The sequence below is a fragment of the Bacteroidota bacterium genome, assembly GCA_025059945.1.
Classification (GTDB): domain Bacteria; phylum Bacteroidota; class Rhodothermia; order JANXDC01; family JANXDC01; genus JANXDC01.
In genome coordinates, this window is the sequence record JANXDC010000011.1 from 31,983 (window position 1) to 56,927 (window position 24,945).

Genomic DNA, 24,945 nt, shown 5'->3' on the forward strand with positions numbered 1-24,945 from the left:
TCATAACGATTCGCGACGGAGCGCTCCTTGGCGCTCCGTTCTTTTTTTGTATTGCACTTTGCGAGGGCCCGAACGTAGGTTTGGCCGCTCTTGTAGTTGAGGAGGCCGAAAATGGAGCGCTTTGCGCTGCTCAAACGCATTGTGGAGACCCCCGGCGCCCCCGGCCGCGAGGCGCCGATCCGGGAGGTCGTTTTGGAAACCGTGCAGCCCCTGGTTGATGAGGTCCGCGTAGATGCCTTGGGCAACGTGATCGCGCGCAAGCGGGGCCGCCGGGACCGGCGCGTGCTCTTGGCCGCGCACATGGATGAGATCGCCTTCATGGTAAACCATATCGACGACCGCGGCTTCATCCGGTTTGTGCCCCTGGGGGGGTTTGATCCCAAGACACTCGTGGCGCAGCGCGTGCTCGTGCATGGCCGTCAGACGCTATTAGGGGTTTTGGGCACCAAGCCCGTGCACGTGATGACGCAGGAAGAGCGCAAGAAGGTGCCGGAGCTCAAGGAGTTTTTCGTCGACCTGGGGTTACCGGCTGAGCGTGTGCGCGAGCTGGTTCGGGTAGGCGACGTGATCACGCGGGAGCGCGAGCTCGTACGCGTAGGCGATACGATCACGGGCAAATCCCTGGACAACCGGCTGAGCGTTTTCGTGCTTCTCGAAGCCCTTCGAGAACTTGGAGAGCACGAGGTGGACATTTACGCGGTCTTCACCGTGCAGGAGGAGGTCGGATTGCGCGGCTCTCGCGTGGTGGTACGTCAAGTGCAGCCTCACGTGGGCATCGCGCTCGATATTACGCTGGCCAACGACATCCCAGGCATTGCGGAGCCTGAACAGCAGTGCCGGCTCGGCAAAGGGACGGCGATCAAGGTCATGGACGCCAGCGCCATCGCCGACGCCCGGCTGATCGAGTTCTTGATCGCGGTGGCCGAAGTACACCAGATTCCGTATCAGCTCGACGTCTCCCCGGCCGGCGGCACGGACACGGCGGGGATCCAGTACTTGAGCGGCGACGGGGTGATCGCGGGTTGTCTGTCCACGCCGACGCGCTACGTGCACAGCGTAACGGAGATGGCGCACGTAGCCGATATACAGGCCAGCATCCGCCTGCTAGCCCGAACCCTGGAGCGGCTGCACGAGTTTACGCCGTAGAGCGCGCCGTTAGTCCTCGTCTTCGGCCTGCTGCTTGCGCTCGAAGATGAAGTAATCCGGACGCCCCTCCTGGTTGAACGTCACGGTGTGCAGCTTCCATCCCTCTTGGCCCAGGCGGTTGAGCTCCGCCTCCAGCAGGGGGCCGGCCTCCTTGTACCGGATGAGCTTGAACTCATACGTTTTGCGCTTCATGGGTGAAGTTCCTTGCTTAGGCTACTTCGGGGCGTTTTGCGGGTTTTGCGGAAAGAGCAGCAGCCAGCGGGCCCCCTCGGCGGGCTCCAGGCTCGGAGGCGATAGGTTCACCTCCAGACGCGCAAAGCCTGTGCGCAGGAGCGCCCCCAGCGCCTCCCGATAGGGGGCTAGATCGCGCTCCAGCATGGCAGGGGAGAACTGATCCAGCACAGACCGTTCTAAATCCGGGGGCAGGCGTGTGCGCAGCCGAGCCGTTTCCACCTGCTCGGCGTAAACAAGGCGCACCCGTCCTTGCAGGATCAGGGAAACGGGGGCTTCCGTCGGAGTAGGCCCCGTATAGGCAGGGGTCCAGAGGGTGTCGCGGCTAAGGGCAGTGGCCTCAAGAACCTGAAGCGAGCCGCGGTACGAGGCCGTTTGCTCCGGAGCCTCTAGGAGCAGGCGCAAGGTGTCTGCCGCTGTAGACGAAACTCCGCGCCAGAGGGCCACCAGTTCCCCCTCTAGGCGGGCGTGGGCACGCACAACGGGGCGCAGCTCGGCCCACAACCGATCCCGCAGGGCGCGCACCGAAAGCCACCGGCCGAGGCTATCGAGCGCGGTGCCGGTTTTACGCCCGGCGGCGTAACGCCAGTACGCCTCTAAGACCTGGCCTAGTTGCGCCCGCCGTCCCTCCAAGAGCCCATCAACCCGCAACGCCCAGTTGGGCAACCGTGCCCGTACAACAACAGAGACGGGCCAACGCAGTCGGCCGAAGACGTCCAACGAATCCCTTCCGGGGGCCTTCAGCGCGGTCTCTCCGCTCAGGCTAAAGAGGACAGTCGTCGGCGCTCGGGCAACGGGCATCTCCCAGGAGAGTCGGTTGCCGGTCTGAAGCTGAACCGTGACCCCGCTGGGGCGACTTAGCACAGGCTCGGCCCAGTTGGGGGGGCGGACCGTGATCGGGCCCACGCGCACGCTGTCTTGCCACAGCACGGGCCCTTCGGCCAGTTGCAGGGTGACTTGACTGCGCCCTGGCCGGAGCCCCTCAAGCCAGAGCGCGCCGTTTTGCAGGCGCGCCCGCAGCGAATGGGGCTCGGAGCTACTGACCCGCAGCAGAGGAAGGAGCGACTCCGGCTCGATCCGAAACGATAAGGCCCATTGTGCGGGCGGCAGATCCGGATATTGCGCGCCCAGTATCAGAGAAGGAGGCCTCGCATCCGGGGATCGGAGTGTTGTGCGATAGGCGACGAGCGCGTACTCCGTTTCGGCTCGGGCTCCGTCGGGGGCCGTGTACAGGATCCGCACCCGCACCGGGCCAGGCTCCCAGACCATGATCTGCAGGCCGTCGGCTGCGCCGATTAGCTCCGTACGGAGCGTATCCGAGGCCCAAAAGCGCAGCTCCCCGCCTGGGGGATCCGTCTGCACCCGGATGCGCCCAAGCTGGCCGACCGTAAGAAAGCGTGGTGCTTCGAGCAGGCGCACCATTGGGCCCTCCAGCCGGCCCGGGGGGCCGATGCCCAAGCGCAACCGCACGCGTGAGCCGGATTCCGGAATCGAATCGCGCAGCTCCAGCCACACCGGGCCCTCCAGAAGCGCCCTTCGCGCAAGGGGTAGCCCGTAAATGCGCGCCGTGCCGGGATGGCTCCGATAGTCCCGCCCCCGATAGGCCTCTAGGATCTCGCGCAAGGCTAAAATAGGGGGCCCTTGTTGCGGACGCAGCAGGGGCACGCGGCCCAGCTCCGGCTCAGGGGAGGCGTACAGGTACAAGTACACTGTATCCGGCTCTGCCTCGGGGGCCAGTAGCAGCAAAGGCAGGGATTCGGCCTCGAAGGTCGCTTGTTCCAGGTGCCAAAGCGGGGCGCAGGGGCTGTTGGGCTCCGCCCAGTCCAGGCTGACCCGTCCGGAGCCCGTGGCGCGCAGCCAGACGAAGGGCGCCTCGGCATTAGGGGGTTCGAGCCGATAGCGGGCCTCAAGTCGCAGCAGGCGCTCCGAAAACCGGCCCTGACACCAGACGGGCTGTCGCTGCTCAAAGCGCAAAACGGCCTCCAAAGGAGGCTGCGCCGGCGCCTTAAGAGCCCAACCTAAGAGTACGATCCCCCCAAAGCCCGCAAAAGTCCTCATAACGGCACGGCGGGTCGTTTGCGCCCCACCTGCACCCGAAGCTCGGCAAGCCCCTCCAGAACGGCCCACAGTTCATCGCCTGGCCGCACAGGCCCCACTCCGGCCGGCGTCCCCGTGAAAAGCAAATCCCCCGCCTGCAGGGTGAAGATGCTCGACAGATACGCGATCAGCCGGGGGATGGAGTAAAGCATATCCCCCGTATAACCGGACTGCCGCAGCTCGCCGTTTACCCACAGCTGCAGCCGCAGCGCATGCGGGTCAGGCACCCGCTCGGCGCGTACGAATCGAGAGACCGGGGCGAAGCTATCGAAGCCCTTAGCGAGGGCCCAGGGATGGCCTTTGCTTTTGGCTTTTTCTTGCAGATCGCGGGCCGTAAAGTCGATGCCCACGCCGTATCCGGCCACGTAGGCGAGCGCCTCCTGCTCCGGGATGTCCTGACCGGATCGGCCAAGTAAAACCACGAGCTCCACCTCGTGATGCAGCTCCTGCGTCTGGGGGGGATACCAGACCTGGCCATCTGTACACAGGGCCGTAACGGGCTTCAGGAACACGATCGGCGCCTCGGGCACTTCGGCCCGCATCTCCCGGGCGTGTTCGGCGTAGTTGCGGCCGATGCAGAAGATCGTGCCTGTGGCCACGGGGACGTCTTCCAAGAACACCTTCATGGGCCGGATTCTTTTTTCGAGCAAATTACGACCGAGTCGGTGCGAGCTGCAAAGCGCACCGCCCCCGCGCCTTTAGCGGCCATCCGAGGACGCGGACGCCCGCCCCAGGAAGCGATCCAGGAAATCGGATGCGGCCTCAAAAACGCGCCGCCAGCTCGCATGCAGCAGAAAGCTATGCACCTCATCGGGCAGGATGAGCGTTTCCACGTGCACGCCGCGCTCCAGGAGCCGACGCGCCAGATCGGTGGTCTCCAGGAAAAGCACGTTTCGGTCGTCGTCGCCGTGCACCAGCAGCACGGGTGAGCGCCAGCTGTCCAGCTCAGCCACGGGCGAGGAGCGGTATGCCAGGTCGAATTCTTCGGGCTGCAGCCCCCATCCGCCCCCGGGGGAGAATTCCGTGGCGCGCAGGACCCAGTCGTGCACCCCGTGCAGGTCCACGCCGGCCCGGAATAGATCGGAGTTGCGCGCAAGCCCCAGGGCCGTCAGATACCCGCCGTAGGAGCCTCCCCAGAGGCCGATGCGCTCGGGGTCCACGTCGGGCCGCGTGCGCAGATAAAGCGCGGCGGCGCGAACGTCCTGGTACTCCGAGGCCCCTCGGGGTCCGGTTCGAGGCGCCCGGCGGAAGTCCCGCCCATAGCCGATACCGGCCCGGAAGTTAACGGAGAGCACCAGGTAGCCGCGACTGGCCAAGTATTGGTTGAAGGCGTAGCAGAAGGCGTAGTAGCTCGAGTAATGCCAGCCTAGAAGCATCTGCCGGATGGGGCCGCCATGCAGATATATCACCGCGGCTCGGCGCTCGCCGGGCCGCAGGTTTCGGGGGCGAAACAGCTGAGCGTGGATGCGAAACGAGTCCGGGGTCAGCAGCACCACGGGTTCGGGTTCGACGAGGGCCTGGATCGGAAAGGCCGCAGGCAAGGCGGTGGGCCAGATAAGGCGGCTCTGCCGCGTGTAGAGATCCAGCACCGCGATCGCGGGGGGGCGCCGGGCGTCGGCCTGTCGGAAGGCCACATAGCGCCCGCTGGCCAGGAACACGGGGTCGGTCTCGATGCCGGAGCCGCGCGTAAGCGCCTCAGCCTGGCCGCCGCTGGTGGGAACCCGCCACAGGTGGCGGCGATCGGGGTCCTCGTGGTTGCCGGAGAAGACAACCAGGCGGCCATCCGGGCTTAGGCTCGTCCATTCCGCCTCCGCTTTGCCAGGAGTGAGGCAGACGGGCTCCCCGCCTGAAGCCGGCAGGCTGTACAGGTGCAGCCATCCCTCGTGTTCAGAGGTAAACAGGATGCGATCGCCTGCCCAGCGCAGGGGTTCGGCCGGATAGCTTTGCGCGAAGCCCCCGTCGTCGGCGGGCGAGCGCCAGAGCATACGAGCGCGTCCGGTTTCCACGTCTGCGACCCAGAGGGAAAACGGCGTGCCGCCCAATAGATTGGGCCGCTCGCCCCGCAGCGCGCCCGGCCGACGGATGAAGGCGATCTGCCGGCCATCGGGCGACCAAACGGGGTCCGTGTCCCGGTGCACGTCAGGGGCGATCCAGCGGATCACGCGCTGAGCTGGGTCGAAGATGCCGATGAAGCTGTGCGTGTTGCGGTTGCTCACAAACGCGATGCGCCGGCCGTCTGGGGCGTAACGCGGGGAGCCGTTGTTGCCTCGCGCCCGAAACAGGAGCTCGGCTCGCGGCTGTCGGTCCAGGGAGTCTAGGCGCACTCGGTAGATCTGGCCTCCCCGCACCAGGAGCGCCTCGCGGCCGTGGGGGGCCACTACGGGACCAGACCCGAGGCCTAGCTTCCAGGGCTCTCCGCCCCGGACGGGCACAGCCCACACGGCCTGTTCGGCTCCTTCGGGGTCGCTTGTGGGGTTAGGATATTCTCCAGCGCGGTTGGGTCCGCCGCCCCGCACGAAAAGCAGGATCTCCCCGTCGGGGCTAAAGGTGAGCCCCCCGAGTTCCTGGCCGTCGTCTCGTTCGTAGGCCAGCAGGCGAACGGGCCGAAAATCGGGCGCCGAGGCCGTCCAGATCGCCCGCCGACCCTCTTCGTAGCTTACCCAGGCGATCCGATCGTTTCGGGGCGAGGCCGTGAGATTGCTTGTAAACGGAAAGCGCAGAAAATCGGCTACAGAAAGCGTCTGAGCCTGCGCTGCGACCCCCAAGCCCAATATCCAGGGCAGATACCCTAGCGTTCGCATGTTGGGTCCTCCTTCTGCGTTTCCCGAACGATAACCCTCCTTGCGGCCGTGAGCAAACCCCAAACGTAACAATCTTGAAACAGCCTTCCGGGAATAGGCGGGATTCGTAAATTCCCGCGCGTGCACTCACAGCCAAGGAGGCAGGGGAATGCGAATAGGGGCGCAAGCGGTGATCCTGGTGGTGCTTTTGTGGGGGGCTGGCGCCGTGCAAGCCCAAGAGCGGCCACACGTCTTCCGGGGCGCCACGATCTACCCCGTCTCGGGGCCGCCCATAGAGAACGGTGTGCTGGTGATCCAGGGCGGCAAGATTCTCGCCGTGGGGCCGGCTGGGCGCGTTGCGATCCCCGGCGGCGCGGTGGAGTTCGACCTGCGAGGCAAGGTCATCATCCCGGGCATGGTCGATACGCATTCGCACATCGGTGGGGGGGACGGCGGGGATCGATCCGCCACCCTGCACCCCGAGGTGCGGATTTTAGATGCGATCGATCCGCAGCATGACACCTTTTGGAAGGCCCGTGCGGGGGGGATCACGACGATGAACATCATGCCCGGATCCGGTCATCTCATGAGCGGCCAGACCGTATACGTTAAGCCCCGGCCAGCCCGCACGATCCAGGAGATGCTCTTCTGCCAAGATCCTCTGCGAGAAGTGTGCGGGGGCATGAAGATGGCCAATGGTACGAACTCCCTGGGTAATCCCCCTGCGCCCGGTACGCGCGCCAAGTCGGCAGCTCTGGTGCGACAGCTTTTCCTAAAGGCCGTCGAGTACCGCGAAAAAATCCGGCAGGCCCAGGGCGATCCGGCCAAGATGCCATCTCGAGACCTGCAGATGGAGGCCCTGGTGGAAATCCTGGAGGGCAAACGCATCGTGCACTTTCACACCCACCGGCACGACGACATCCTAACGGCCATCCGCTTGGGGCAGGAATTCGGCTTTCGGCCCGTGTTGCATCACGTAAGCGAGGCTTGGAAGGTGGCCGACGAGATCGCCCGGGCTCGGGTGCCCTGCTCGATCATCGTGCTCGACTCTCCGGGGGGCAAGCACGAGGCCGTCGACATCCGATGGGAGAACGGGGCGGCCCTTGAGAAGGCCGGCGCCGAGGTGGCCTTTCATACCGACGATGCCGTTACGGATTCTCGCCTGTTTTTGCGCTCCGCCGCTATGGGGGTTCGGGCCGGTATGAGCCGCCAGAAGGCCTTGGAGGCGCTTACCTTGGCCGGGGCCCGCATGCTGGGACTGGAGCAACGCATCGGCTCGCTTGATCCGGGCAAGGACGCCGATTTCGTGGTGCTCTCGGGTGATCCCTTTAGCGTGTACACGCATGTGGAGCAGACCTGGATCGACGGCCAGAAGGTTTTCGATCGCTCTAACCCCGAGCACCGCAAGTACGCCGTGGGCGGCTACGGGGCCTATCGGGGGGACGCATACGGACACGATGAGGGAGAGGAATAGCCATGCGCGCCAGCTACCGTGTGGGTTTGGGGGCTTGTCTTTTCGTGCTTGTCTTTAGCGGCCTAAGCCGGGCGCAGCTTGCTGTGCGTGCGGAGCTGCTTTATACGATGGCTGGCCCCCCGATTCGAGGCGGGGTGGTGTTGATTCGGGACGGACGGATCGAGCGCGTGGGCCCAGCCACCAGCGTGCGCATCCCCTCGGGATATCGGGTCTTGGAGGCCAAGGTCGTAACGCCGGGGCTGATCGACGCGCGCACGGTCGTGGGGCTATCGGGTATCTACAACGTGCCGCACGATCAGATGCAGCTGGAGCGATCCGCACCTATCCAGCCTGAGCTCCGCGCCATCGACGCCTACAATCCGGAGGAAGCCCTGGTGGAGTGGGTGCGCAACCTGGGTGTGACTACGCTGCATACGGGCCACGGACCCGGAGCGCTCATCAGCGGGCAAACTATGATCGTAAAGTCCGCTGGCCGTACCGTGGAGGAGGCCCTCGTAGACTCTGTGGCCGCGGTGGCGGCCACTTTGGGCCGCAGCGTGGGGCAGAATTTCAGCTCCCCTGGAACGCGCGCCAAGGCCGTGGCCATGCTGCGGGCTGAGCTGCTCAAGGCCCAGGAATACGGCCGCAAACGCCGCGATCCGGATCCCAGCAAGCGTCCTGCACGAGACTTAAGGCTCGAAGTCCTAGCCGACGTGCTGGAGGGCAAGATCCCCTTGCTCATAACAGCCCAAACGGCGCCTGATATTTTGGCCGCGCTGCGGCTGCAACGGGAGTTTGGCTTTAAGCTTGTGCTCGATGGCGCGGCGGAGGCTTATCTGGTGCTGGAGGAGATCAAGCAAGCGGGCGTGCCCGTAATCCTGCACCCGACTATGGTGCGCACCGCCGGAGAGACGCGCAACGCCTCTATGGAGACGGCCGCCTTGCTGCATCGGGCGGGGATCCCGTTCGCCCTGCAGAGCGGATACGAATCCTACGTACCTAAAACCCGCGTCGTGCTCTTTGAAGCCGCCGTAGCCGCAGCCCACGGGCTGCCTTTTGAGGCTGCCCTGGGGGCGATTACGATCCAAGCCGCCCGCATTTTGGGGATCGACCGACGGGTGGGTTCGCTTGAGCCCGGAAAGGACGCGGATATGGTGCTCTTCGACGGGGATCCGTTTGAGTACACAACGCGCGTCTGCGGCGTGATCATCAACGGGCGGCTCCTTACAGAGGGCTGCCGCTGAGGGCCTGGAGGTTTTCCGTAACGGGGAGACGGCTGCAAGATCCGTTTCCGCGGCTTGACTTTGTGCGCTTTGGGTCTATACTTTCTGTGCCGTGCGGAGGCTGTGGACGATCACCGGAGCACTTCTGCTTGCAGCCAGCGCCGTGCTAGCTGACGTTGGGGGCCTGGTAGTCAAACTGGCCGAGTTCAGAGCTGCCACCGTATCCGGGAAGATGCGCGTTACCTGGCGCGTGACGGAGCAGGCCGGCGTGCGTCGGTTTATTTTGGAACGTAAGGCGGCCGGTGAAGAGCAGTTTCGAGAAATCTTTCAGACTCCCCCTAACCCGACAGGGACTTACGAGTTCGTCGACGAAAGCCTGGCGCGATCCGGCCTCGACGGCCTAGTCAAATATCAGCTGCTGGTAGAGGGGGCTGAGGGCCGGCTCCTCCTAAAACAAATCGACGCCAACTACACCACCACAGCCGTGCGTCGCACCTGGGGCAGCATCAAGGCCATGTTCCAGTAGGGCCGCCTCCCCCGTTCATGTCCGGTGACGTCTCACAGCGGTGGCCTCTGTTCCCCGCGCAGGCGCTTCGGCGCATGCTGCGGCGAATGGCCTTTCAGATCCACGAGCACCACCCTGAGGTCGCCAATCTACTGCTAGTGGGCATCCCAACGCGCGGGGTTGTGCTAGCACGCCGAGTGGCCCAGGAGCTGGAGCGCATCTGCAACAGGCCGGTGCCGACCGGAATACTCGATCCCCGGCCGTACCGGGATGATCGGAGGGGCGCTAAGGGGGAGGTGGCGGATGCTTCTCTGCTGCCCGAGCGGATCGACGGGCGCGACGTGGTGCTCGTCGACGATGTGCTGATGACCGGACGCACGATTCGCGCCGCCCTAGACGGACTCATTCGCTACGGTAGACCCCGGACCGTGCGTCTGGCTGTGCTCATCGACCGCGGATTGCGCGAGTTCCCTATTCAGCCGGATTTTGTCGGCCGTGTTTTGCCCACCAAGGCCCGCGAGCGCGTACAGGTGCGCTTGGAGGAGGTCGACGGCCAAGAGGGGATCTGGATCGTGGAAAGCTCCTAAGCCCCCGGAAAAGGCCCCGATAGAGGAGGATATCCCGTTATGCGCGAATCGGATCGCTTTTTCTCCTCCCGCTGGGGGTTGATCCTCAGTGTCCTCGGTATCGCCGTGGGTACGGGCAATATTTGGCGTTTCCCGAGAATCGCGGCCAAAACGGCCGGAGATGAAGGCGCCGGCGCCTTCTTGCTCGCCTGGGTCGTGTTTTTGCTCCTTTGGTCCGTTCCGCTCATCATAGCGGAATACGCTATCGGGCGGCGCACGCGCCTCAATCCGGTCGGCTCCATGGCCCTGCTCATGGGCCCCCGCTACGGTTGGATGGGGGCCTTTATCGCCTTTGTGGCTACGGCGATTATGTTTTACTACTCCGTAGTGGCCGGCTGGTGTCTGTATTACTTCGTGCAGATGCTCGTACGCCCCCTGCCGCTTTCCGTGGAGTCGGCTTGGGGCATGTGGAACGGCTTTCAGTCCGGTCCCTGGCCTGTTGTTTTTCATGCCCTCATGATGGGGGTTGGGGCCTGGGTGATCGCCCGCGGCGTGGCCTCGATTGAGCGCGTCAGCATGGTGCTTGTGCCCACTTTGCTCGGGATCGTGCTTTTGGCCGCTGTGCGGGCCGTAACGCTGCCGGGGAGTCTGGAGGGGATCCGGTTCCTCTTTACACCCGACTGGCCGAAACTGGCCGATCCCCAGGTGTGGTTGGAGGCGCTTACCCAGAACGCCTGGGACACGGGAGCCGGCTGGGGGTTGATCCTGGTGTACGCCACATACATGCGGGCCCGGCACGGGGTAACGCTTAACGCCTTCCTTACGGGGTTCGGGAACAACTCCGTCTCGCTGCTGGCCGCGATAGCCGTTTTTGGCACGGTATTCGGCGTGCTGCACACACAGTACGATCAAGCCCAAATCCTAGCCATTATGCGCGACTCGGGCCCGGCTTCGACGGGGCTTACCTTCATCTGGATGCCCCAGCTGTTTGCGCGCATGCCCTTGGGTGAGCTCATGGCCGTGCTCTTTTTCCTGGGCCTTTCGTTTGCCGCCTTCACCTCCTTGATCTCCATGATCGAGCTCGCAACGCGCGTGCTGGTCGATATGGGGTTGCCGCGTCCGCGGGCGATCTCCTCGATCGCCCTGTTGGGTTTTATCGCCGGGCTGCCCTCGGCGCGCAGCCCTGAGTTCCTGGGAAACCAGGACTTCGTCTGGGGTGTTGCGCTCATGCTTTCCGGTCTCCTGATAGCCCTGGCCGTTAACCGGTACGGAACCGAGCGCTTTCGGTCTGAGCTGCTCGAGGCCAGCCGGGCTTATGACCTGCCCTTGGGCCGGTGGTGGACTTTCGTCATGCGTTATGCGGTGCCCCTGCAGGCTCTTGTGCTAATCAGCTGGTGGATTCTGATGGCCGTCTTTGGCTTTCCCAGCAGCCTGGACGTGCGCACCTGGCGCGTGGATCCGAATTGGTGGAACCCCTTAAGCCCCTACACGGTGGGCACTTGCGTGTTCCAGTGGCTGATCGTCGCGCTCGCCCTGATCGGGCTTAACCGTCTGCTGGTTAAGCACACCCTGAGTGAAGCCGTGCAGACGAAGCAGCGCCTAAAGACAGAGGGATGGAAGGAGCTCGAGTAGCGCCTCCGGCGCATGCCGGGCAAATGCGCAGGCGCTTTCGGGCGCGCACGCGCTGGGGACTGGGGCGGCGCATCTGGCTTGATCCCCTCTCGGTCATCCCGCTTAGCCGGGCGCTCGATGAGCCGGGAGCGCTTTTTCCGGGAGATCCGCCCTTCGGTCTTGAGCGGGTCTGGACCTTGGAGGCGGGCTCTTCCGTTAACGTATCCCGCATCGCGCACAGCGATCATGCGGGCACCCATGCGGACTTACCCTACCATTTATACTCGGAGCTAGCAGCCTGGATCATCCCGCAGACCCACTACGTCGGGGCGGGCTATGTGCTGGAAGCCGGACAGCCTGTGGGGCCGGAGCGGATCGCGGAGATCCCTCCGGAGGCGGCGTTGCTGCTGGTGCGCACCCCGCGCGGGGGCCCTGCGCGCAAGCCGGTTTCCGATTTCCCCACCCTGACCCCGCAGGCGGCCGAGCGTCTTCTTCGGTTGCGCATCAAGACCGTAGTGGTGGATGTGCTCTCCGTTGATGTGGCCGATTCGAGGGAGTTGCCTGTGCATCGGATTTTGCTTGAAGCCGGCATAGGTATCGTAGAGAACGCGGACCTGCGCCCCCTGCGCGCCGGATCTCTCGTATGGATCGAAGGGGCCTATGTACCCGTTCGGCATCCCCAGATAAGCGCCCTGGCGCTTGCGCTGCGCGCTTATGAGCGCTGGGGTTGGCTATAAAAAAGCCGGGCTCCCTCCTCCTGAGCCCGGCTCTTTCCCTACAGAGGCGGCCAGCCAAGTGGCGGCTTAGCGCTTAGGCACCGTATAGCGCACCGGTCCGATGAGTTCAGGCCCGGCTGAGGCCGCATCGTCGTCTCGGCGCTGAGGCGCAGCAGCCCGAAAGCGCACCACGTCTCCGCGGACCTCATAGGTCCAGGGAAAGTACAAGCCCCCTGTTATGGCGCTGATCAACCAGTCCACAACCGAAAGCTGAGACATAATCATGATATTGGTCGCGGCTACGCCGTTGTAGCGGCGCACTTCATCCCGGATGATGGTCTCTGCTTGCGGCGGGCCGATGGGGACTAGCCCAAAGACTAAAAAGTGCGCTTTGCGCTGATACTGAAACGAGCGCACAATTTCGTACTCGGCTGGGTCGCGTTCCGGCGGGATGACGTATTGCATGGTGTAGCAGCCGCTGGCGGTAAGGAACACAAGAAGCACTAGCATGAGAGAAGACGCGCGATGCATATGGCACCTCCTTGTTTAGGACGGTTCGGTTGTCCGAAAATTAGGCAAAAGGCCTCACCCCTCCAAGGCGTAAGGCCAGGTTTAACGTTTAAACAACACCCATCGTTGTTGGATCTCTTCGGGTGCTGCCGATCGCTGCAGGCGTATCAGGTACAAGCCCGAGGCAACGGGCCGACCCGCCTCATCGCGACCGTCCCAGCAATACTCCGATACCCCCGCCGATAGGCCCTCATACAACAGGCGCACGCGGCGCCCTAAGAGGTCGTATACGGCCAACTGGATCGGCTCAAGCCCCGTTCCGCTAAAGCGGATGCGCACCACCGCAGAGGCGGGGTTGGGATAGACCTCCAGGGCTTCAAGATGCGGAGCTTCGACAGGCTCTTGCGCGGTTCTTACGCGCCCGCCGTCTACGGCCCATTTAGGATTGTAGACGGGCACGTCCAGCTGCAGGCCGCCAAAGCGATCGGTTGGGAGCTCATAAAACAGCAGCAGCCTATTCGATGGGCTTACAAAGGCCAGGGCCCGGTCATCTGGGGCGAACGTGGGCCGCATGGCGTCTTCCAGGAAAAAGCCTCCGATGTTTCGGTTGGGGATGTTCAGCAAACCCCCTCGACGCTGGGCCAGATCGGCTATGACGATGTCCCAATCTCCGAATTCGTCCACGTAGTTAAAGGCGATCAAGTTTGGGTTCGTGTTGCCGTAGGTGATGTTGCCGATGTTCACGTCGGCCGACTGGCCAGGGACGAGGTTATAGATTTTGCCGCTGCTCAAGTCGAGCTCGTACATACCCCAATAGGCGACTCGGCTTAGGCCCAGTTTGTATTCGTGGTAGGCATCAAAGCCGATCTTGCGCTTGTCCGGAGACCAGGCCACTACGTCCGCGTATTGGATCGAGGCGTCCTGTAGGCCCTCAACGGTGCTCTCAGGCCTAAGGGGGACGCGCACAACCTGGCGTCCGTCGGTTAGGTACAGGTTAGGGTCTTTTTCGTAGGCCGAGATGAGCGCCACAAGGCTTCCATCCGGAGCTACGGAGGCGTTCCACAGGTCACCGGGTTGGCGTAGCTGTAGCGGGAACACCTGTACCTGACCCGTTGCCACCTCTATGGCGGCCAGCTGTCGTTCTGGGGTGATGTAAAACACATACAGCCGCCCCGTCTGAGGATGTACGGCCGCGCTGAGCTGGGCCCGGTCCGCGCCGCCTTGCGAGACCCGGGCTCGGGCCTGCGGATGGTTGAAAACAGCCCCGCGGTTTTGGGCTAGGTCCCAGTATCCGATGCGGCCATCCTCCACCATAAAGAGAATAAGCTGCCGTCCTCCGGATATAGGCGGCACAGTCGGACTTCCCCCACCGCCGCCAGCGGAGGCCGCAATACCCACGGCATCGAAGGCTTGTCGGACGGCGTTGAGCTCAGCCCCCGACCCGTACAGATCCTGTGCGGCGCGCTCTAAGGCCAGCCTGCAGTCCACGAATTGGCTGTTTCGGGTCAGATACCGGCTAAGCGCCTGGTAGTAAATGCGCTCGGCCTTTTCGCGACCGATGGCTTGTATGACCAGGTAGGCCGCCCGGTTGGGAATGCCGCTGTTGATGTGCACGCCGCCGTTATCTTGTTCAATGGGCAGCTGCACGTATTGGCTCATGTGGCTGGGCTGCGGTTTGAGAAGAGCCGGGTTGCTGGGATTAGCGAAATCGCGAAGCGCCGGGCCTCGGCCGGGTCGCATGATGTCCTCACCCAGCAGGAAATCATCCCGGTCGATCATGACGCCGAAGACGTCGGCAAAAGATTCATTCAGGGCCCCAGGCTGAAACTGATAGACCAGATCGGCCGTGTGTTGGATGACGCCGTGCGTCATCTCGTGTCCCGCGACATCTAGACCACCGGCTAAGGGCTTAAAGACCTGCGCCCCATCCCCGTAGCCCATTATCCGACCGTTCCAGAAGGCGTTGTCCATGGGCTGGCCGTTTTGGGTGATGTGGATGATCGAGATCATGGTCTGGTCTTTGTCGTCGATCGCGCGGCGGTTGAAGGTGTTGCGGTAGTAGTCGTAGCAAACCTTCATGTTGGAGTGGGCTGAAACCGCCGAGGCGTCCGTCCAGGTGTTGTTAGGCGAGGTGACGTGATAAAGCTGCACGCCTTCTTTGAGGTCCTGGTTGCGAGCATCGATCGTTAGGGCTCCGCCTCGGGGATTGTCCGGCAGCTGGGAAGCTTGTGGGTTGAGGTTGGGAAGATCCCAAATCATGTAGTAGACGCCGTTGCTGTGGCGATAGGTGCGCAGGGCTCGTTCGCGTCCGTTTAGGTCTATGGCCCGGGCGTCGGCAAACTGCGTAGCCGGATGCCGATCTCCGTCCCCCCGATCTGTCGCCGCCCATCGGGCGCGCACCGTGGGCGTGGGGGCGCCTGTGAAGCTGCAGTGCCGCTCGATGCGGTTAAGTATTCCCCCCGTGTGAGCGCTGATGATGTACTCGTAATACCCGATCAAATGCGCGTGCAGGCGCACCGAGTAGGCCAAGCGCACCCGAAGCGGATCCGGATAGAGCACAAGCTGCACCTGCGGAGGCTCCAGACCCAACCACCGCATCGTGGCCGCATCCGGCGGCGCCCACTGCCCGCGTTGGCGCAGGTCCCTTATAGCCAGCTCCAGGGCGTCCTCCGGCCGCAGCGTGGGGGATGTGGAGACGCCCCTTGGGGTGGGTTCATAGCGGCCGTTTATCGCGTAGACCCCGTCCGGCCCTATGTGCACATACAGGTCTCGGCCCCACACGGGCACCCGTTGGTACACTTGGCGAAAGCGCACATGCCAGCGGCCGCTTGGGTCCTCTTGTACGGACTCCAGCTCGAATTCTTGATCCGGATTCTCCACCCCGAGCAGCGCGCGCAGCTCCATGAGGGCCTGCTGGGCCCGATCGGCCGCCTGCGTTACGCTCTGGACACTGCCTACAAAAAGCGGGGTGGAAAGGGAGATCCAGTAAGGCACGCCGTTTTCGGCCCGATACAGCGTGATCCCCGGGCTTGCGGGGGCGGCTAGCTGTATGGTGCGCCCTGCGCGACCGGGGCTTGCCACGGAAGCGCCCAGTGAGCCCCAAAACCGGGCCGGGAGAGGATCAAGCTCGGCGCGCCCTACGGGCAAGCCCAGCTCAAAGAGCGACGGACTGACAAAGGTGGCCGATGGGATCTGCAGCGCACCCGGACGGTATAGGGGGACATGCTCTGCGGGGTCACCCCGCAACGGCCGCCCGTCCGGGCCGGGCTTTTGCCCGTAGCTGGATGCGCCAAACAACAGCCCGCACAGAAGCAAAACCCCCTTCATGGCGTTAAAACCCCTGAAGCTGCCCATGGTAGCTCAGTGCGAAGAAAAAACGTATTTTGCACCTGATTCTGAGTTAAGGCTAGGTCATAAATGTAAACAGCCCCTACACAAAGACATCACGCGATCGCGGGAGTAGGCGATGCAGACCGACGTGTACCGACCCAAGCACAAGATCCGCTTTGTTACGGCCGCAAGCCTGTTTGACGGCCACGATGCGGCCATCAACATCATCCGCCGTCTGCTGCAAGCCAGCGGAGCCGAGGTCATTCATCTGGGTCATAATCGCAGCGTGCAGGAGATTGTCGAGGCGGCCATTCAGGAGGACGTGCAGGGGATCGCCGTCTCGAGCTATCAAGGCGGGCATATGGAGTTCTTCAAGTACATGATTGACCTGCTGCGCCAGCGAGGGGCCTCGCACGTTCGGGTCTTCGGAGGAGGGGGCGGGGTGATCGTGCCTCAGGAAATCCAGGAGTTAGAGGCCTATGGAGTCTGTAAGATCTTCTCCCCCGAAGACGGTCGGTCCATGGGGCTGCAGGGTATGATCAATTACATGCTCCGACAATGCGACTTTCCCACGGTTCGCCAGCTAAACGGCCAATGGGAGGCGCTGCGAAGACGCGACACGAAGGCCATCGCGGAGCTCATCACGTACGCCGAGCTGCATCCCGCAGAGGCCCGCAAGCGGTTGCCCGTGGCCGTGGGGGCCGACTCCGAGGAGGGGATGTGGGCGTCCTCCATCGACAAGCCCATCCCTGTCGTAGGGATAACGGGAACCGGCGGCTCGGGTAAGTCGAGCTTGGTCGATGAGCTGGTGCGCCGGTTTTTGAACGATTTCCCCGAGCTCACGATCGGCATCGTCTCGGTTGACCCCTCTCAGCGCCGCACTGGGGGGGCGCTTCTGGGTGATCGCATCCGGATGAACTCGGCCAGCAATTCCCGCGTGTATATGCGTTCCTTGGCCACGCGCGCCTCGGAGCGCGCCGTCAGCCAGGCCGCCCGGGAGGCGATCGAGATCCTCAAGCTGGCCGCTTTTGATCTCCTCATTTTGGAGACCAGCGGCATCGGCCAAGCCGACACGGAAATCGTGGACATAGCCGACATCACGCTCTACGTGATGACCCCCGAATACGGGGCCCCGACGCAGTTAGAGAAAATCAACATGCTCGACTTGGCCGACCTAGTTGTGCTGAACAAATTCGAGAAACGGGGAGGCCTGGACGCGCTGCGCGACGTGCGCAAGCAAGTGCGCCGCAATCGGGGGTTGTTCAACGTGCCCGATGAGCAGTTGCCCGTCTACGCGACGATCGCCAGCCGCTTCGATGATCCGGGCACTAACCGGCTCTACGTAGCCCTCTTGGAGCGCATCCGGGAGCGTTTTGGCCTGGATTGGCGTTCCCGTACTTATGGCGAGGAGGCTGGCGCCGTTATACCCGAGAAACGACCTCTGATCCCCCCCCAGCGGGAGCGATATCTGTCGGAGATCGCCGACACGGTGCGGCGTTATCACCGGTGGGCCGAAGAGCAAATCCAGATCGCCCGCAAATGGGGCCAAGTGCGCGGGGTGATCCAGCAGGTGCAGCGTTGGAACCCTGAGGACCGAGAGCTGCTTCTGGAGCGCTTGCAGAGGATGGAGCAGCATTGGGCCGACCGGCTCGACGCCCGCTGCAAGGCCATCTTGGAGCAATGGGATGCGTGGGCTGAGCGCTACCGACAGGAGGAGTTCATCTACACGGTTCGCGACCGCCAGGTGCGCACGAAGCTTTATCGCGAGACCTTAAGCGGCCTGCGGGTCCCGCGCGTGGCCCTGCCCAAGTACGAAGACTGGGGTGAGCGCCTGCGCTTTGCGCTCAAGGAGAACTTGCCGGGCTACTTTCCTTACACGGCCGGGGTCTATCCTTTTAAGCGCGAAGAAGAGGACCCCACGCGCATGTTCGCCGGCGAGGGCACGCCGGAGCGGACTAACCGGCGCTTTCACTATCTCTCCTACGATCAGCCCGCCAAGCGTCTTTCGACCGCCTTCGACTCCGTTACGTTATACGGTCACGATCCGGATGAGCGCCCCGATATCTACGGCAAGGTGGGCAATTCGGGCGTTTCGATCTGCACCCTGGATGACATGAAAAAGCTCTACTCGGGCTTTGATCTATGCGATCCGAAAACGTCCGTCTCGATGACGATCAACGGCCCGGCCCCCATGATCTTGGCCATGTTCTTGAACACGGCCATTGATCAGCAGCTTGAGCGCTGGCTGCATCAGGAGGGCAAGCTTGAGGAGGCCGAGCGGGCCATCGAGGCCCACTACGCCCAGTTGGGTCTGCCCCGTCCGCGCTACGAGGGGCCGCTGCCCGAGGGCCATGATGGCTTCGGATTGGCTCTGCTAGGGGTTACGGGCTGGGAACTGGTCGAGTGGGGGGTGGTTCCGCCTGAAGTCTATGAGCGCTTGCGCGCCCACGCCCTGCAGGTGGTGCGCGGCACCGTGCAAGCGGATATTCTTAAGGAGGATCAAGCGCAAAACACCTGCATTTTCTCCACCGAGTTCGCCCTGCGCTTGATGGGCGACATACAAGAATTCTTCATCCGCAATAAGGTTCGCAACTTCTATTCGGTCTCCATCTCCGGCTATCACATCGCCGAGGCGGGTGCCAATCCGATCACGCAGCTAGCCTTCACGCTGGCCAACGCCTTCACGTACGTGGAATACTACCTGGCCCGGGGTATGAAGATCGACGAGTTCGCCCCGAACTTATCGTTTTTCTTCTCCAACGGCATGGATCCGGAGTACACGGTTATCGGCCGCGTGGCCCGGCGCATTTGGGCCATCGCGATGCGGGATCGTTACGGGGCCTCGGAGCGCAGCCAAATGCTCAAGTATCACATCCAGACCTCAGGGCGCAGCCTACACGCTATGGAGATCGCCTTCAACGACATCCGCACCACGCTGCAGGCTCTGCTGGCGATCTTCGACAACTGCAATTCCCTGCACACCAACGCCTACGATGAGGCGATCACGACGCCCACAGAGGAGTCCGTGCGCCGCGCGATGGCCATCCAGCTCATCATCAACAAGGAGTTCGGGGTGGCCAAGAACGAAAACCCCTGGCAGGGCTCCTTTCTCATAGAGGAGCTCACGGATCTGGTTGAGGAGGCCGTGTTGCTGGAATTCGACCGGCTCTCCGAGCGCGGGGGGGTCCTAGGGGCCATGGAGACCATGTACCAGCGCAACAAGATTCAAGAGGAGTCCCTCTACTACGAGCAGCTCAAGCACTCCGGTCAGCTCCCTATTGTGGGGGTGAACACCTTTGTACGGGCCGGGGCCAGCGAGCACGAGTACGAAATCGAACTGGTTCGCTCCACGGAGCAGGAGAAGCAACAGCAGCTGCGCAACCTGCGCGCCTTTTGGCGGCGCCACGCCGACCGCGCCCCTCAGGCCTTGGAGCGCCTAAAGGCCGTGGCCCGGGCCGGGGGGAATCTTTTCGAAGAGCTCATGCATACGGTTACGGTCTGCTCGTTAGGGCAGATCACGCGGGCCTTCTTTGAGGTCGGCGGGCAGTACCGGCGCAACATGTAGGCTAGCTCGGCACCTCGAGCAGGCGCGCGGCCACGACTTTGGAGACCCCAGGCTCCTCCATGGTGATCCCGTATAGGGTCTCGGCCGCTTCCATCGTGCGCTTGTTGTGTGTAACGACGATGAATTGCGTGCGGTCGCGGAAGCCTTCCAGCAGGCGCAGAAAGCGCATCGTGTTGGCATCATCCAGGGGGGCATCAACCTCGTCCAGAATGCAGAACGGGGAGGGCTTGACCAGGTAGAGCGCAAACAGCAGCGCGAGGGCCGTTAGCGCCTTCTCCCCGCCGGACAGCTGTTGGATCGAGCTGGGGCGTTTTCCGCGAGGCCGAAGGTAGGGCAGCACGTCGGACTCCAGCGGATTGGAGGGATCGCTTAAGCGCAGATCCGCCTCTTCGACCTCCTCGAAAAGAAGCCCAAGGACGGTCCGAAAGTGTTCTCGGATCGCCTCGAAAGTTTGTCGAAAACGCCGGTGGGCCTCCTCTGTAGCCTCTTCTAGGGTGCGGCGCACATCCCGCATGGCGGCCTCGATATCGTCGCGCTGGGCATACAAGAACCTCAAGCGCTCCCGCTCCTCTTGATAGGCCTCTAGAGCGAGCGCGTTCGTGGGGCCGATTTCGGCTAGGCGCGTCCGGGCATGCTCTAGCTCCGCAGCCGCCGCTTGTGGGTCGAATAGATCCGCCTGTATCTCTTCGGTGCTGGGCCTAGCTTCTAGCTCAGCCCGACGCGCTTCCAGGTGTGCGCGCTCCGTCTCAAGTCGGGCGCAGGCGACCAAAAGCTCTTGGCGAAGCTCCCCCAAGACCGAGAGCCGGCGCTCCGTGTCGCGCAACGAGGCCTCATGTCGTCGAAGCTGCGCCCGAAGCTCCCGGATCATGGCTTCGCGTTCGAGGCAGCGCCTCTGAAGCGCCTTCAAGGCGACTTGATGGCCTTGTAGCTCGGCCTCAAGGCCTCTGAGCTCCGTACGCAGGTTTTCGAGTTCCTCTAGCGCGCTCATCCGCCTCCTATACGCCTCGTCGCGTTCCCGCTCCAGCTGAAGCAACTCTCGGGCGAGGGGTTCGGCCTCTCGGCTGAGGGCCTCGATCCGGTTGTGCGCCTCGGCATACGCCAGGCGCGCCGCCTGTTCAGCGGTGAGTGCCTCCGTCCAGGCTGTCTCTAGTTCCCGAACTCGGCCTTCCCAATGCGTATAAAGCGCCTCTTGGCGGGCCAGCGCATAGCTGATCTCGGATGCAGATTGCTCCAGTTGCTTCGTCTCCCACTCCGGGCGACTTTGCTCTAAGGCCTGCCGCTCGCGCTCTAAGGCTTCATCTTCCTTTTTGAGCAGGCGGTGTTCGGCTTCTAGGCGCGCCTGCTCTTGGCTTATGCGTTCGCGGCCGCGCTCCAGATCCCGAAGCGCTCTGGCGTGCTCCTTGAGGGCCTCCTTGAGGACCTCAAGGGCGCGGGCCTCTTCGGAGAGGCTTGTCTCCAGCTCCGCGGATCGGGCCATGAGCGCCCGGCGGAGTCGTTTTAGTTCCTTTAGGCGCCTGCGCGCGCTGAACACATTCAATACAAAAGAGGCCTCATCGCCTCCGGTGCGCCAATACGCAGGTCCTTCCAGGCGGTCCCCGTTGGGACTAACCCAGAGCAAATCCGGATATCGGGCCGTCAGGCTACTTATGTTTTCCCAGTCTGGCACCCATGCCACGGCGCCCAGAAGCTGATCGCGCAAGCCCTTCCACCGCGGATCCCGAGGGCGAACGCGCTCAGCCAGCCGAACCGCGCCCGGAGGAATTTCGGGCCAGGGAGCAGACTCGGGTAGGCCCTCAAGCACGATGAAGAGGGCTTTGCCTTGTCCGGACTCCCGCAGCAAGCGCGCGCCCTCCAGCGCTTCTTGCCAGGTTTCCACCACTAAGGCCTCCGCTAGCGGACCGAGCGCGGCCGAGAGCGCCGCCTCATCAGCCGGATCGACCTCCAGAAGATCCAAGACCGGCCATGGACGAATCCCCGCATTGGGCCGGCTTAAAAGAAACCGCACAGGGGCTCCAAAGCCCTCGTGGGCCGACAGGAACTCCTCCAGCCAACGCTCCTCGGCCTCTAGGTGCGCCAGGCGGGCTTGCGTGGCCTCCTGTTCCGTCTTCAGGCTCTGAAGCCTCCTTTCCCGATGTGCCTGTTCGGCCTCAAGCTCGGTCTGTTTGCGGACGTGCACCTCCCATGCGGCCTGCAAGCGCTCATTCTGCTCGGCCAAGGTCTGCAGGCGCTCTTGACGTCTAAGCAGCTCGGTCTGCAGGGTTGCGCGCGCCCCTTCGAGCGTCTCAAGACGCGCGGCGCGCTGAGCCCGGTCGCTGGAGCGGCGTTCGATTTCCAGGCGTATCTCGTAAAGCTGCCGAGTTAGCCTGTCGCGTTCGGCTCGCACTTGTTCCCAGCTCTTTCGCGCGGCCTCCAGGGCGGATTTGCGCTCCAGGAGCGCGGTTTCGGCTTCTTGCCAGGCTGTTTGTAGCTCGCCAAGCTCCCCTTGCAGCTGCGCTAGCTCCGCTGCGATCTGCCTTTGCCGTTCCGTGAGGGCGCCTTCTCGGGTTTCGAGCGCCTCGATGCGCTCGGCAAGCTGTCGCGTGCGCTCCTCGATGTGTTTAAGTGAGAGCTCCTTACGCAGGCGCTCCGCCTGCAGCCTTTGGAGCGCCTCCGCCTGGCGGTCGCGCTCGGCTTGATCTTGGCCCAGGTGCTCTTCCAGAGCCGAGAGCCGCTCCTCCAAGCTGCCCAGCTCGGCTGCTCGTTGTGCCCGCTCGGTTTGCGCCAGACTGGATTCGGCCTCCACGGCGCGCAGGCGCTCTTGGAGTTCCTCCCACTTCCGGTTTAGCGTCTCCTGTTCATGTTCCAGCAGACGTCGCTCCAAGGCCCAGATGCGCGCCTCCAAACGTTGCCGCTCCTGCGCCTTGCGGGCTTGACGCTCCAGGGCGCGCACTTGGCGCTCGACTTCGGCTATAAGGTCATAGACGCGAGCCAGATCGGCCGCCGTATTGTCGAGCTTGCGCAAAGCCAGCTGGCGGTGCTGGCGAAAACGCGTTATCCCCGCCGCTTCCTCCAGAAGCCGGCGTCGCCCCTCGGCGCCCTCGCTCAGAAGGCCCTCGACCATGCCAAGTTCGATCACCGAGTAGGCGTCCGTTCCCATGCCGGTATCCCATAGCAGCTCTTGTATATCCCGCAGCCGGCACAGGACCCCGTTAAGCAGGTATTCGCTATAGCCGTCTCGGTACAAGCGCCGGGTGATGCGGATCTCCGTATAGGGAGCCGGTAGCAGACCTCGGTCGTTGTGAAAGGTCAGGCTGACCTCGGCCATGCCGAGGGGTTTGCGTGTTTTGGAGCCGTTAAAGATGACCTGCTCCATGCGGTCGGCCCGCAGCAGGCGCGCCCTTTGCTCGCCCAACACCCAGCGGATCGCGTCGACGATATTCGATTTGCCGCATCCGTTGGGGCCCACGAGGGCCGTTAGCCCGCTGTTGAACGTAAGAACGGTTCGTTGGGCGAAGCTTTTGAAGCCGTGCAGCTCAAGTCGGGCCAGATACATGGGCCGATCGTCTACAAGGAGCGCCAAAAATAGACCAGATGCGAGCCCAGATCAAACACGTTCCACAGCAGCCCGCCCAGCAGCCCGTATAAGGCCAGGGGAAGCCCCAAACTCGCCAGCAGCACGATTGGCAAAGGCAGCCGGGTGGGCAGCGCAGCATCAACGACGGCCTGCATGCGTCCGGCAGCGAACAGCAGCATCCACAGCCCCCCAAGTCCGGCCCATAGAGTCTCCGCATGCCATCCAAGAGTGGCGGCTAACAGACCCAACAGGGCCAGCGCCGCAAGCGGCCAGTGTGCCAGCGCAAGCAAAGCCCCAAGCACTTGCACCGGAGGGCGCCATTCCCGTTGTAGTCCCCAACGCAGCAGCGCAAGCCAGAGGCCGTGATCAAGTAGGTATACGACCGATCCCGCTGCGGCCACTAGCTCAGGGCGCCGGCCGATAGCCGATAACAGGGCATGGCCCAGAGGGGCCTCCTCCAGAAACCCTAGCAGCCGGTGCAAGGCCGTTTGCTCTTGTAGTTGGGTATATCCCAGAAGCGCGAAAAGGCCCGCACTTATGGCCAGCACCGGCATGCCCCTCCAAGCCCAGTATTCTGGGCGCTCTCTAAGGCGCACCAGGTCTTCTATAAAAAAACGGTGTGCCCGCACGTAGCGCCCCAGCATGCGCCGAAAACGCGGGCTGTAGTGGTAGTACAGACCCAGGGCCACAAGAACCCCCCACAGAACCGGAAGCCAGGGGTTAAGCGGAGGCGAATCGTCCGGTGAGGGATCCGGGAGCGGTTCGCCTCGAAGGCGCGCCAAAACCCCCTCTAGAGCGGGTCGGGGCGTTCCGTTGGCGGCCACAAGCCCATAGGGGCGCCACCAAGGATCGACCCCAGTAAGGCGCACTCGGGGGCGAAGATCTCGATAGTCCCGCCAGGTATGAATCCAGACGATCTGCGGAGGTCGTTGCAGGGAATCGATACCCCGAAGATCGGTCCACAGGCCCATCCAGGCTCTCTCGGGGGTTGCCCGAACATGAGGCCAGCGCTCTAGCCCCTGGGCTGGACGCCCAATGCGCACCATGCCTGCCGGGCTAGGAGGCTCCTTCAGATCGCCGAGGCCGGAGTCCGTAAGGTCCCAGATCACCCATCCGCCGGGCAGGGCGCCGAGGCTGGGGTCGGCCAGACGGTAGATGGGCCTGCTGTCGCGTCGCGTCACCTCCTCGGCTAGCGCTGTCTGCACCCAGCGCGCATCCGGATCCCAGACCGCATCCGGTCCCCCCAAGCCCCAGGCGGCTATGCAGGAGTACGGGCGGGCGCGCTCTAGGTTTTGAATCAGCTCGGTCCTTAAGCGTTCTAGCGCGCGCCTTAGTTGGGGGCCCGGCCGGTCTGTTTCCACAAGCCGATAAAGGACCCGCAAACCCAACCGTTCGCACCAACGCAGCAGAGTGGGCTCAACCGGGCGCAACAGTTCCACCCACCTGAAACCGGCCTCTCGGATGGCGTGCAGGTCCCGAATCGCCGTAAGCGTGTCCTCAGGGGGCCAATACGTCACCCCCCAGTCCGGCTGCGCCGGGCTCACAACGGGTGAGCTCAGTAGAAGGCCCCACAGTAAAGGGATCCACCGCAGTCGGGGGGCGGACAGAGCGCTCATGGGCGCCAGAACCTGCTCTGCGCGCCCGAATTTAGGTCCGCTC

The 24,945-nt window shown here is 63.5% G+C and carries 16 protein-coding genes; 8 read left to right on the forward strand and 8 right to left on the reverse strand.

Annotated features, from left to right (window positions below; translation table 11 throughout):
* Positions 1–111 precede the first annotated feature (111 nt).
* The gene (locus tag NZ993_05945) at positions 112–1,146 is read left to right on the forward strand and encodes a M42 family metallopeptidase (protein MCS7155334.1); all 1,035 of its coding nucleotides are present in this window, start codon (positions 112–114) and stop codon (positions 1,144–1,146) included.
* A gap of 9 nt (positions 1,147–1,155) precedes the next feature.
* Here NZ993_05945 and NZ993_05950 read toward each other — a convergent pair whose 3' ends face one another.
* The 4 genes from NZ993_05950 to NZ993_05965 form a co-directional block, all read right to left on the reverse strand.
* Entirely contained in the window at positions 1,156–1,338 is a 183-nt protein-coding gene (locus tag NZ993_05950) for a hypothetical protein (protein ID MCS7155335.1), read from the reverse strand.
* Between the two features lie 21 nt (positions 1,339–1,359).
* Entirely contained in the window at positions 1,360–3,435 is a 2,076-nt protein-coding gene (locus tag NZ993_05955; protein ID MCS7155336.1) for a hypothetical protein, read from the reverse strand.
* Positions 3,432–4,100, reverse strand: a complete 669-nt coding sequence (locus NZ993_05960; GenBank protein MCS7155337.1) for a fumarylacetoacetate hydrolase family protein — start codon at positions 4,098–4,100, stop codon at positions 3,432–3,434. Before NZ993_05960 ends, NZ993_05955 begins: the two co-directional genes overlap by 4 nt.
* Positions 4,101–4,172: 72 nt before the next feature.
* Positions 4,173–6,275: a prolyl oligopeptidase family serine peptidase gene (locus NZ993_05965; GenBank protein ID MCS7155338.1), complete on the reverse strand. Its 2,103-nt coding sequence runs from the start codon at positions 6,273–6,275 to the stop codon at positions 4,173–4,175.
* 148 nt (positions 6,276–6,423) lie between these two features.
* Between NZ993_05965 and NZ993_05970 the strand changes: the two genes are divergently transcribed.
* The 6 genes from NZ993_05970 to NZ993_05995 all read left to right on the forward strand — a co-directional run bounded on the left by NZ993_05970 (position 6,424) and on the right by NZ993_05995 (position 12,349).
* Positions 6,424–7,728 carry an amidohydrolase family protein gene (locus NZ993_05970; protein ID MCS7155339.1) on the forward strand — a complete coding sequence of 435 codons (1,305 nt, stop codon included), beginning with the start codon at positions 6,424–6,426 and terminating at the stop codon, positions 7,726–7,728.
* Between the two features lie 2 nt (positions 7,729–7,730).
* Positions 7,731–8,951: an amidohydrolase family protein gene (locus tag NZ993_05975; protein ID MCS7155340.1), complete on the forward strand. Its 1,221-nt coding sequence runs from the start codon at positions 7,731–7,733 to the stop codon at positions 8,949–8,951.
* A gap of 211 nt (positions 8,952–9,162) precedes the next feature.
* Complete coding sequence (locus NZ993_05980; protein ID MCS7155341.1) at positions 9,163–9,456, forward strand: hypothetical protein; 294 nt, start codon at positions 9,163–9,165, stop codon at positions 9,454–9,456.
* A gap of 17 nt (positions 9,457–9,473) precedes the next feature.
* Entirely contained in the window at positions 9,474–10,022 is a 549-nt protein-coding gene (pyrR, locus tag NZ993_05985) for a bifunctional pyr operon transcriptional regulator/uracil phosphoribosyltransferase PyrR (protein ID MCS7155342.1), read from the forward strand.
* Between the two features lie 39 nt (positions 10,023–10,061).
* On the forward strand, positions 10,062–11,633 hold the full coding sequence (locus NZ993_05990; GenBank protein MCS7155343.1) for a sodium-dependent transporter: 1,572 nt from the start codon (positions 10,062–10,064) through the stop codon (positions 11,631–11,633).
* Positions 11,615–12,349 (forward strand): cyclase family protein, encoded by a 735-nt coding sequence (locus tag NZ993_05995; protein ID MCS7155344.1) that lies wholly within the window; start codon positions 11,615–11,617, stop codon positions 12,347–12,349. Before NZ993_05990 ends, NZ993_05995 begins: the two co-directional genes overlap by 19 nt.
* A gap of 66 nt (positions 12,350–12,415) precedes the next feature.
* Here NZ993_05995 and NZ993_06000 read toward each other — a convergent pair whose 3' ends face one another.
* The gene (locus NZ993_06000) at positions 12,416–12,859 is read right to left on the reverse strand and encodes a Bor family protein (GenBank protein MCS7155345.1); all 444 of its coding nucleotides are present in this window, start codon (positions 12,857–12,859) and stop codon (positions 12,416–12,418) included.
* An 81-nt stretch (positions 12,860–12,940) separates the two neighbouring features.
* On the reverse strand, positions 12,941–16,165 hold the full coding sequence (locus NZ993_06005) for a M4 family metallopeptidase (GenBank protein ID MCS7155346.1): 3,225 nt from the start codon (positions 16,163–16,165) through the stop codon (positions 12,941–12,943).
* Between the two features lie 139 nt (positions 16,166–16,304).
* Here NZ993_06005 and NZ993_06010 point away from each other — a divergent pair, with 139 nt between their 5' ends.
* The gene (locus tag NZ993_06010; protein ID MCS7155347.1) at positions 16,305–19,733 is read left to right on the forward strand and encodes a methylmalonyl-CoA mutase family protein; all 3,429 of its coding nucleotides are present in this window, start codon (positions 16,305–16,307) and stop codon (positions 19,731–19,733) included.
* A gap of 1 nt (position 19,734) precedes the next feature.
* Here NZ993_06010 and smc read toward each other — a convergent pair whose 3' ends face one another.
* Entirely contained in the window at positions 19,735–23,265 is a 3,531-nt protein-coding gene (smc, locus tag NZ993_06015; GenBank protein ID MCS7155348.1) for a chromosome segregation protein SMC, read from the reverse strand.
* 11 nt (positions 23,266–23,276) lie between these two features.
* The gene (locus NZ993_06020) at positions 23,277–24,902 is read right to left on the reverse strand and encodes a hypothetical protein (GenBank protein MCS7155349.1); all 1,626 of its coding nucleotides are present in this window, start codon (positions 24,900–24,902) and stop codon (positions 23,277–23,279) included.
* Positions 24,903–24,945 lie beyond the last annotated feature (43 nt).

Coding starts and splice junctions, on each gene's coding strand:
- NZ993_05945 (MCS7155334.1), top strand. CDS start 112: ATGGAGCGCTTTGCGCTGCTCAAACGCATTGTGGAGACCCCCGGCGCC.
- NZ993_05950 (MCS7155335.1), bottom strand. CDS start 1,338: ATGAAGCGCAAAACGTATGAGTTCAAGCTCATCCGGTACAAGGAGGCC.
- NZ993_05955 (MCS7155336.1), bottom strand. CDS start 3,435: ATGAGGACTTTTGCGGGCTTTGGGGGGATCGTACTCTTAGGTTGGGCT.
- NZ993_05960 (MCS7155337.1), bottom strand. CDS start 4,100: ATGAAGGTGTTCTTGGAAGACGTCCCCGTGGCCACAGGCACGATCTTC.
- NZ993_05965 (MCS7155338.1), bottom strand. CDS start 6,275: ATGCGAACGCTAGGGTATCTGCCCTGGATATTGGGCTTGGGGGTCGCA.
- NZ993_05970 (MCS7155339.1), top strand. CDS start 6,424: ATGCGAATAGGGGCGCAAGCGGTGATCCTGGTGGTGCTTTTGTGGGGG.
- NZ993_05975 (MCS7155340.1), top strand. CDS start 7,731: ATGCGCGCCAGCTACCGTGTGGGTTTGGGGGCTTGTCTTTTCGTGCTT.
- NZ993_05980 (MCS7155341.1), top strand. CDS start 9,163: ATGCGCGTTACCTGGCGCGTGACGGAGCAGGCCGGCGTGCGTCGGTTT.
- pyrR (MCS7155342.1), top strand. CDS start 9,474: ATGTCCGGTGACGTCTCACAGCGGTGGCCTCTGTTCCCCGCGCAGGCG.
- NZ993_05990 (MCS7155343.1), top strand. CDS start 10,062: ATGCGCGAATCGGATCGCTTTTTCTCCTCCCGCTGGGGGTTGATCCTC.
- NZ993_05995 (MCS7155344.1), top strand. CDS start 11,615: ATGGAAGGAGCTCGAGTAGCGCCTCCGGCGCATGCCGGGCAAATGCGC.
- NZ993_06000 (MCS7155345.1), bottom strand. CDS start 12,859: ATGCATCGCGCGTCTTCTCTCATGCTAGTGCTTCTTGTGTTCCTTACC.
- NZ993_06005 (MCS7155346.1), bottom strand. CDS start 16,165: ATGAAGGGGGTTTTGCTTCTGTGCGGGCTGTTGTTTGGCGCATCCAGC.
- NZ993_06010 (MCS7155347.1), top strand. CDS start 16,305: ATGCAGACCGACGTGTACCGACCCAAGCACAAGATCCGCTTTGTTACG.
- smc (MCS7155348.1), bottom strand. CDS start 23,265: ATGTATCTGGCCCGACTTGAGCTGCACGGCTTCAAAAGCTTCGCCCAA.
- NZ993_06020 (MCS7155349.1), bottom strand. CDS start 24,902: ATGAGCGCTCTGTCCGCCCCCCGACTGCGGTGGATCCCTTTACTGTGG.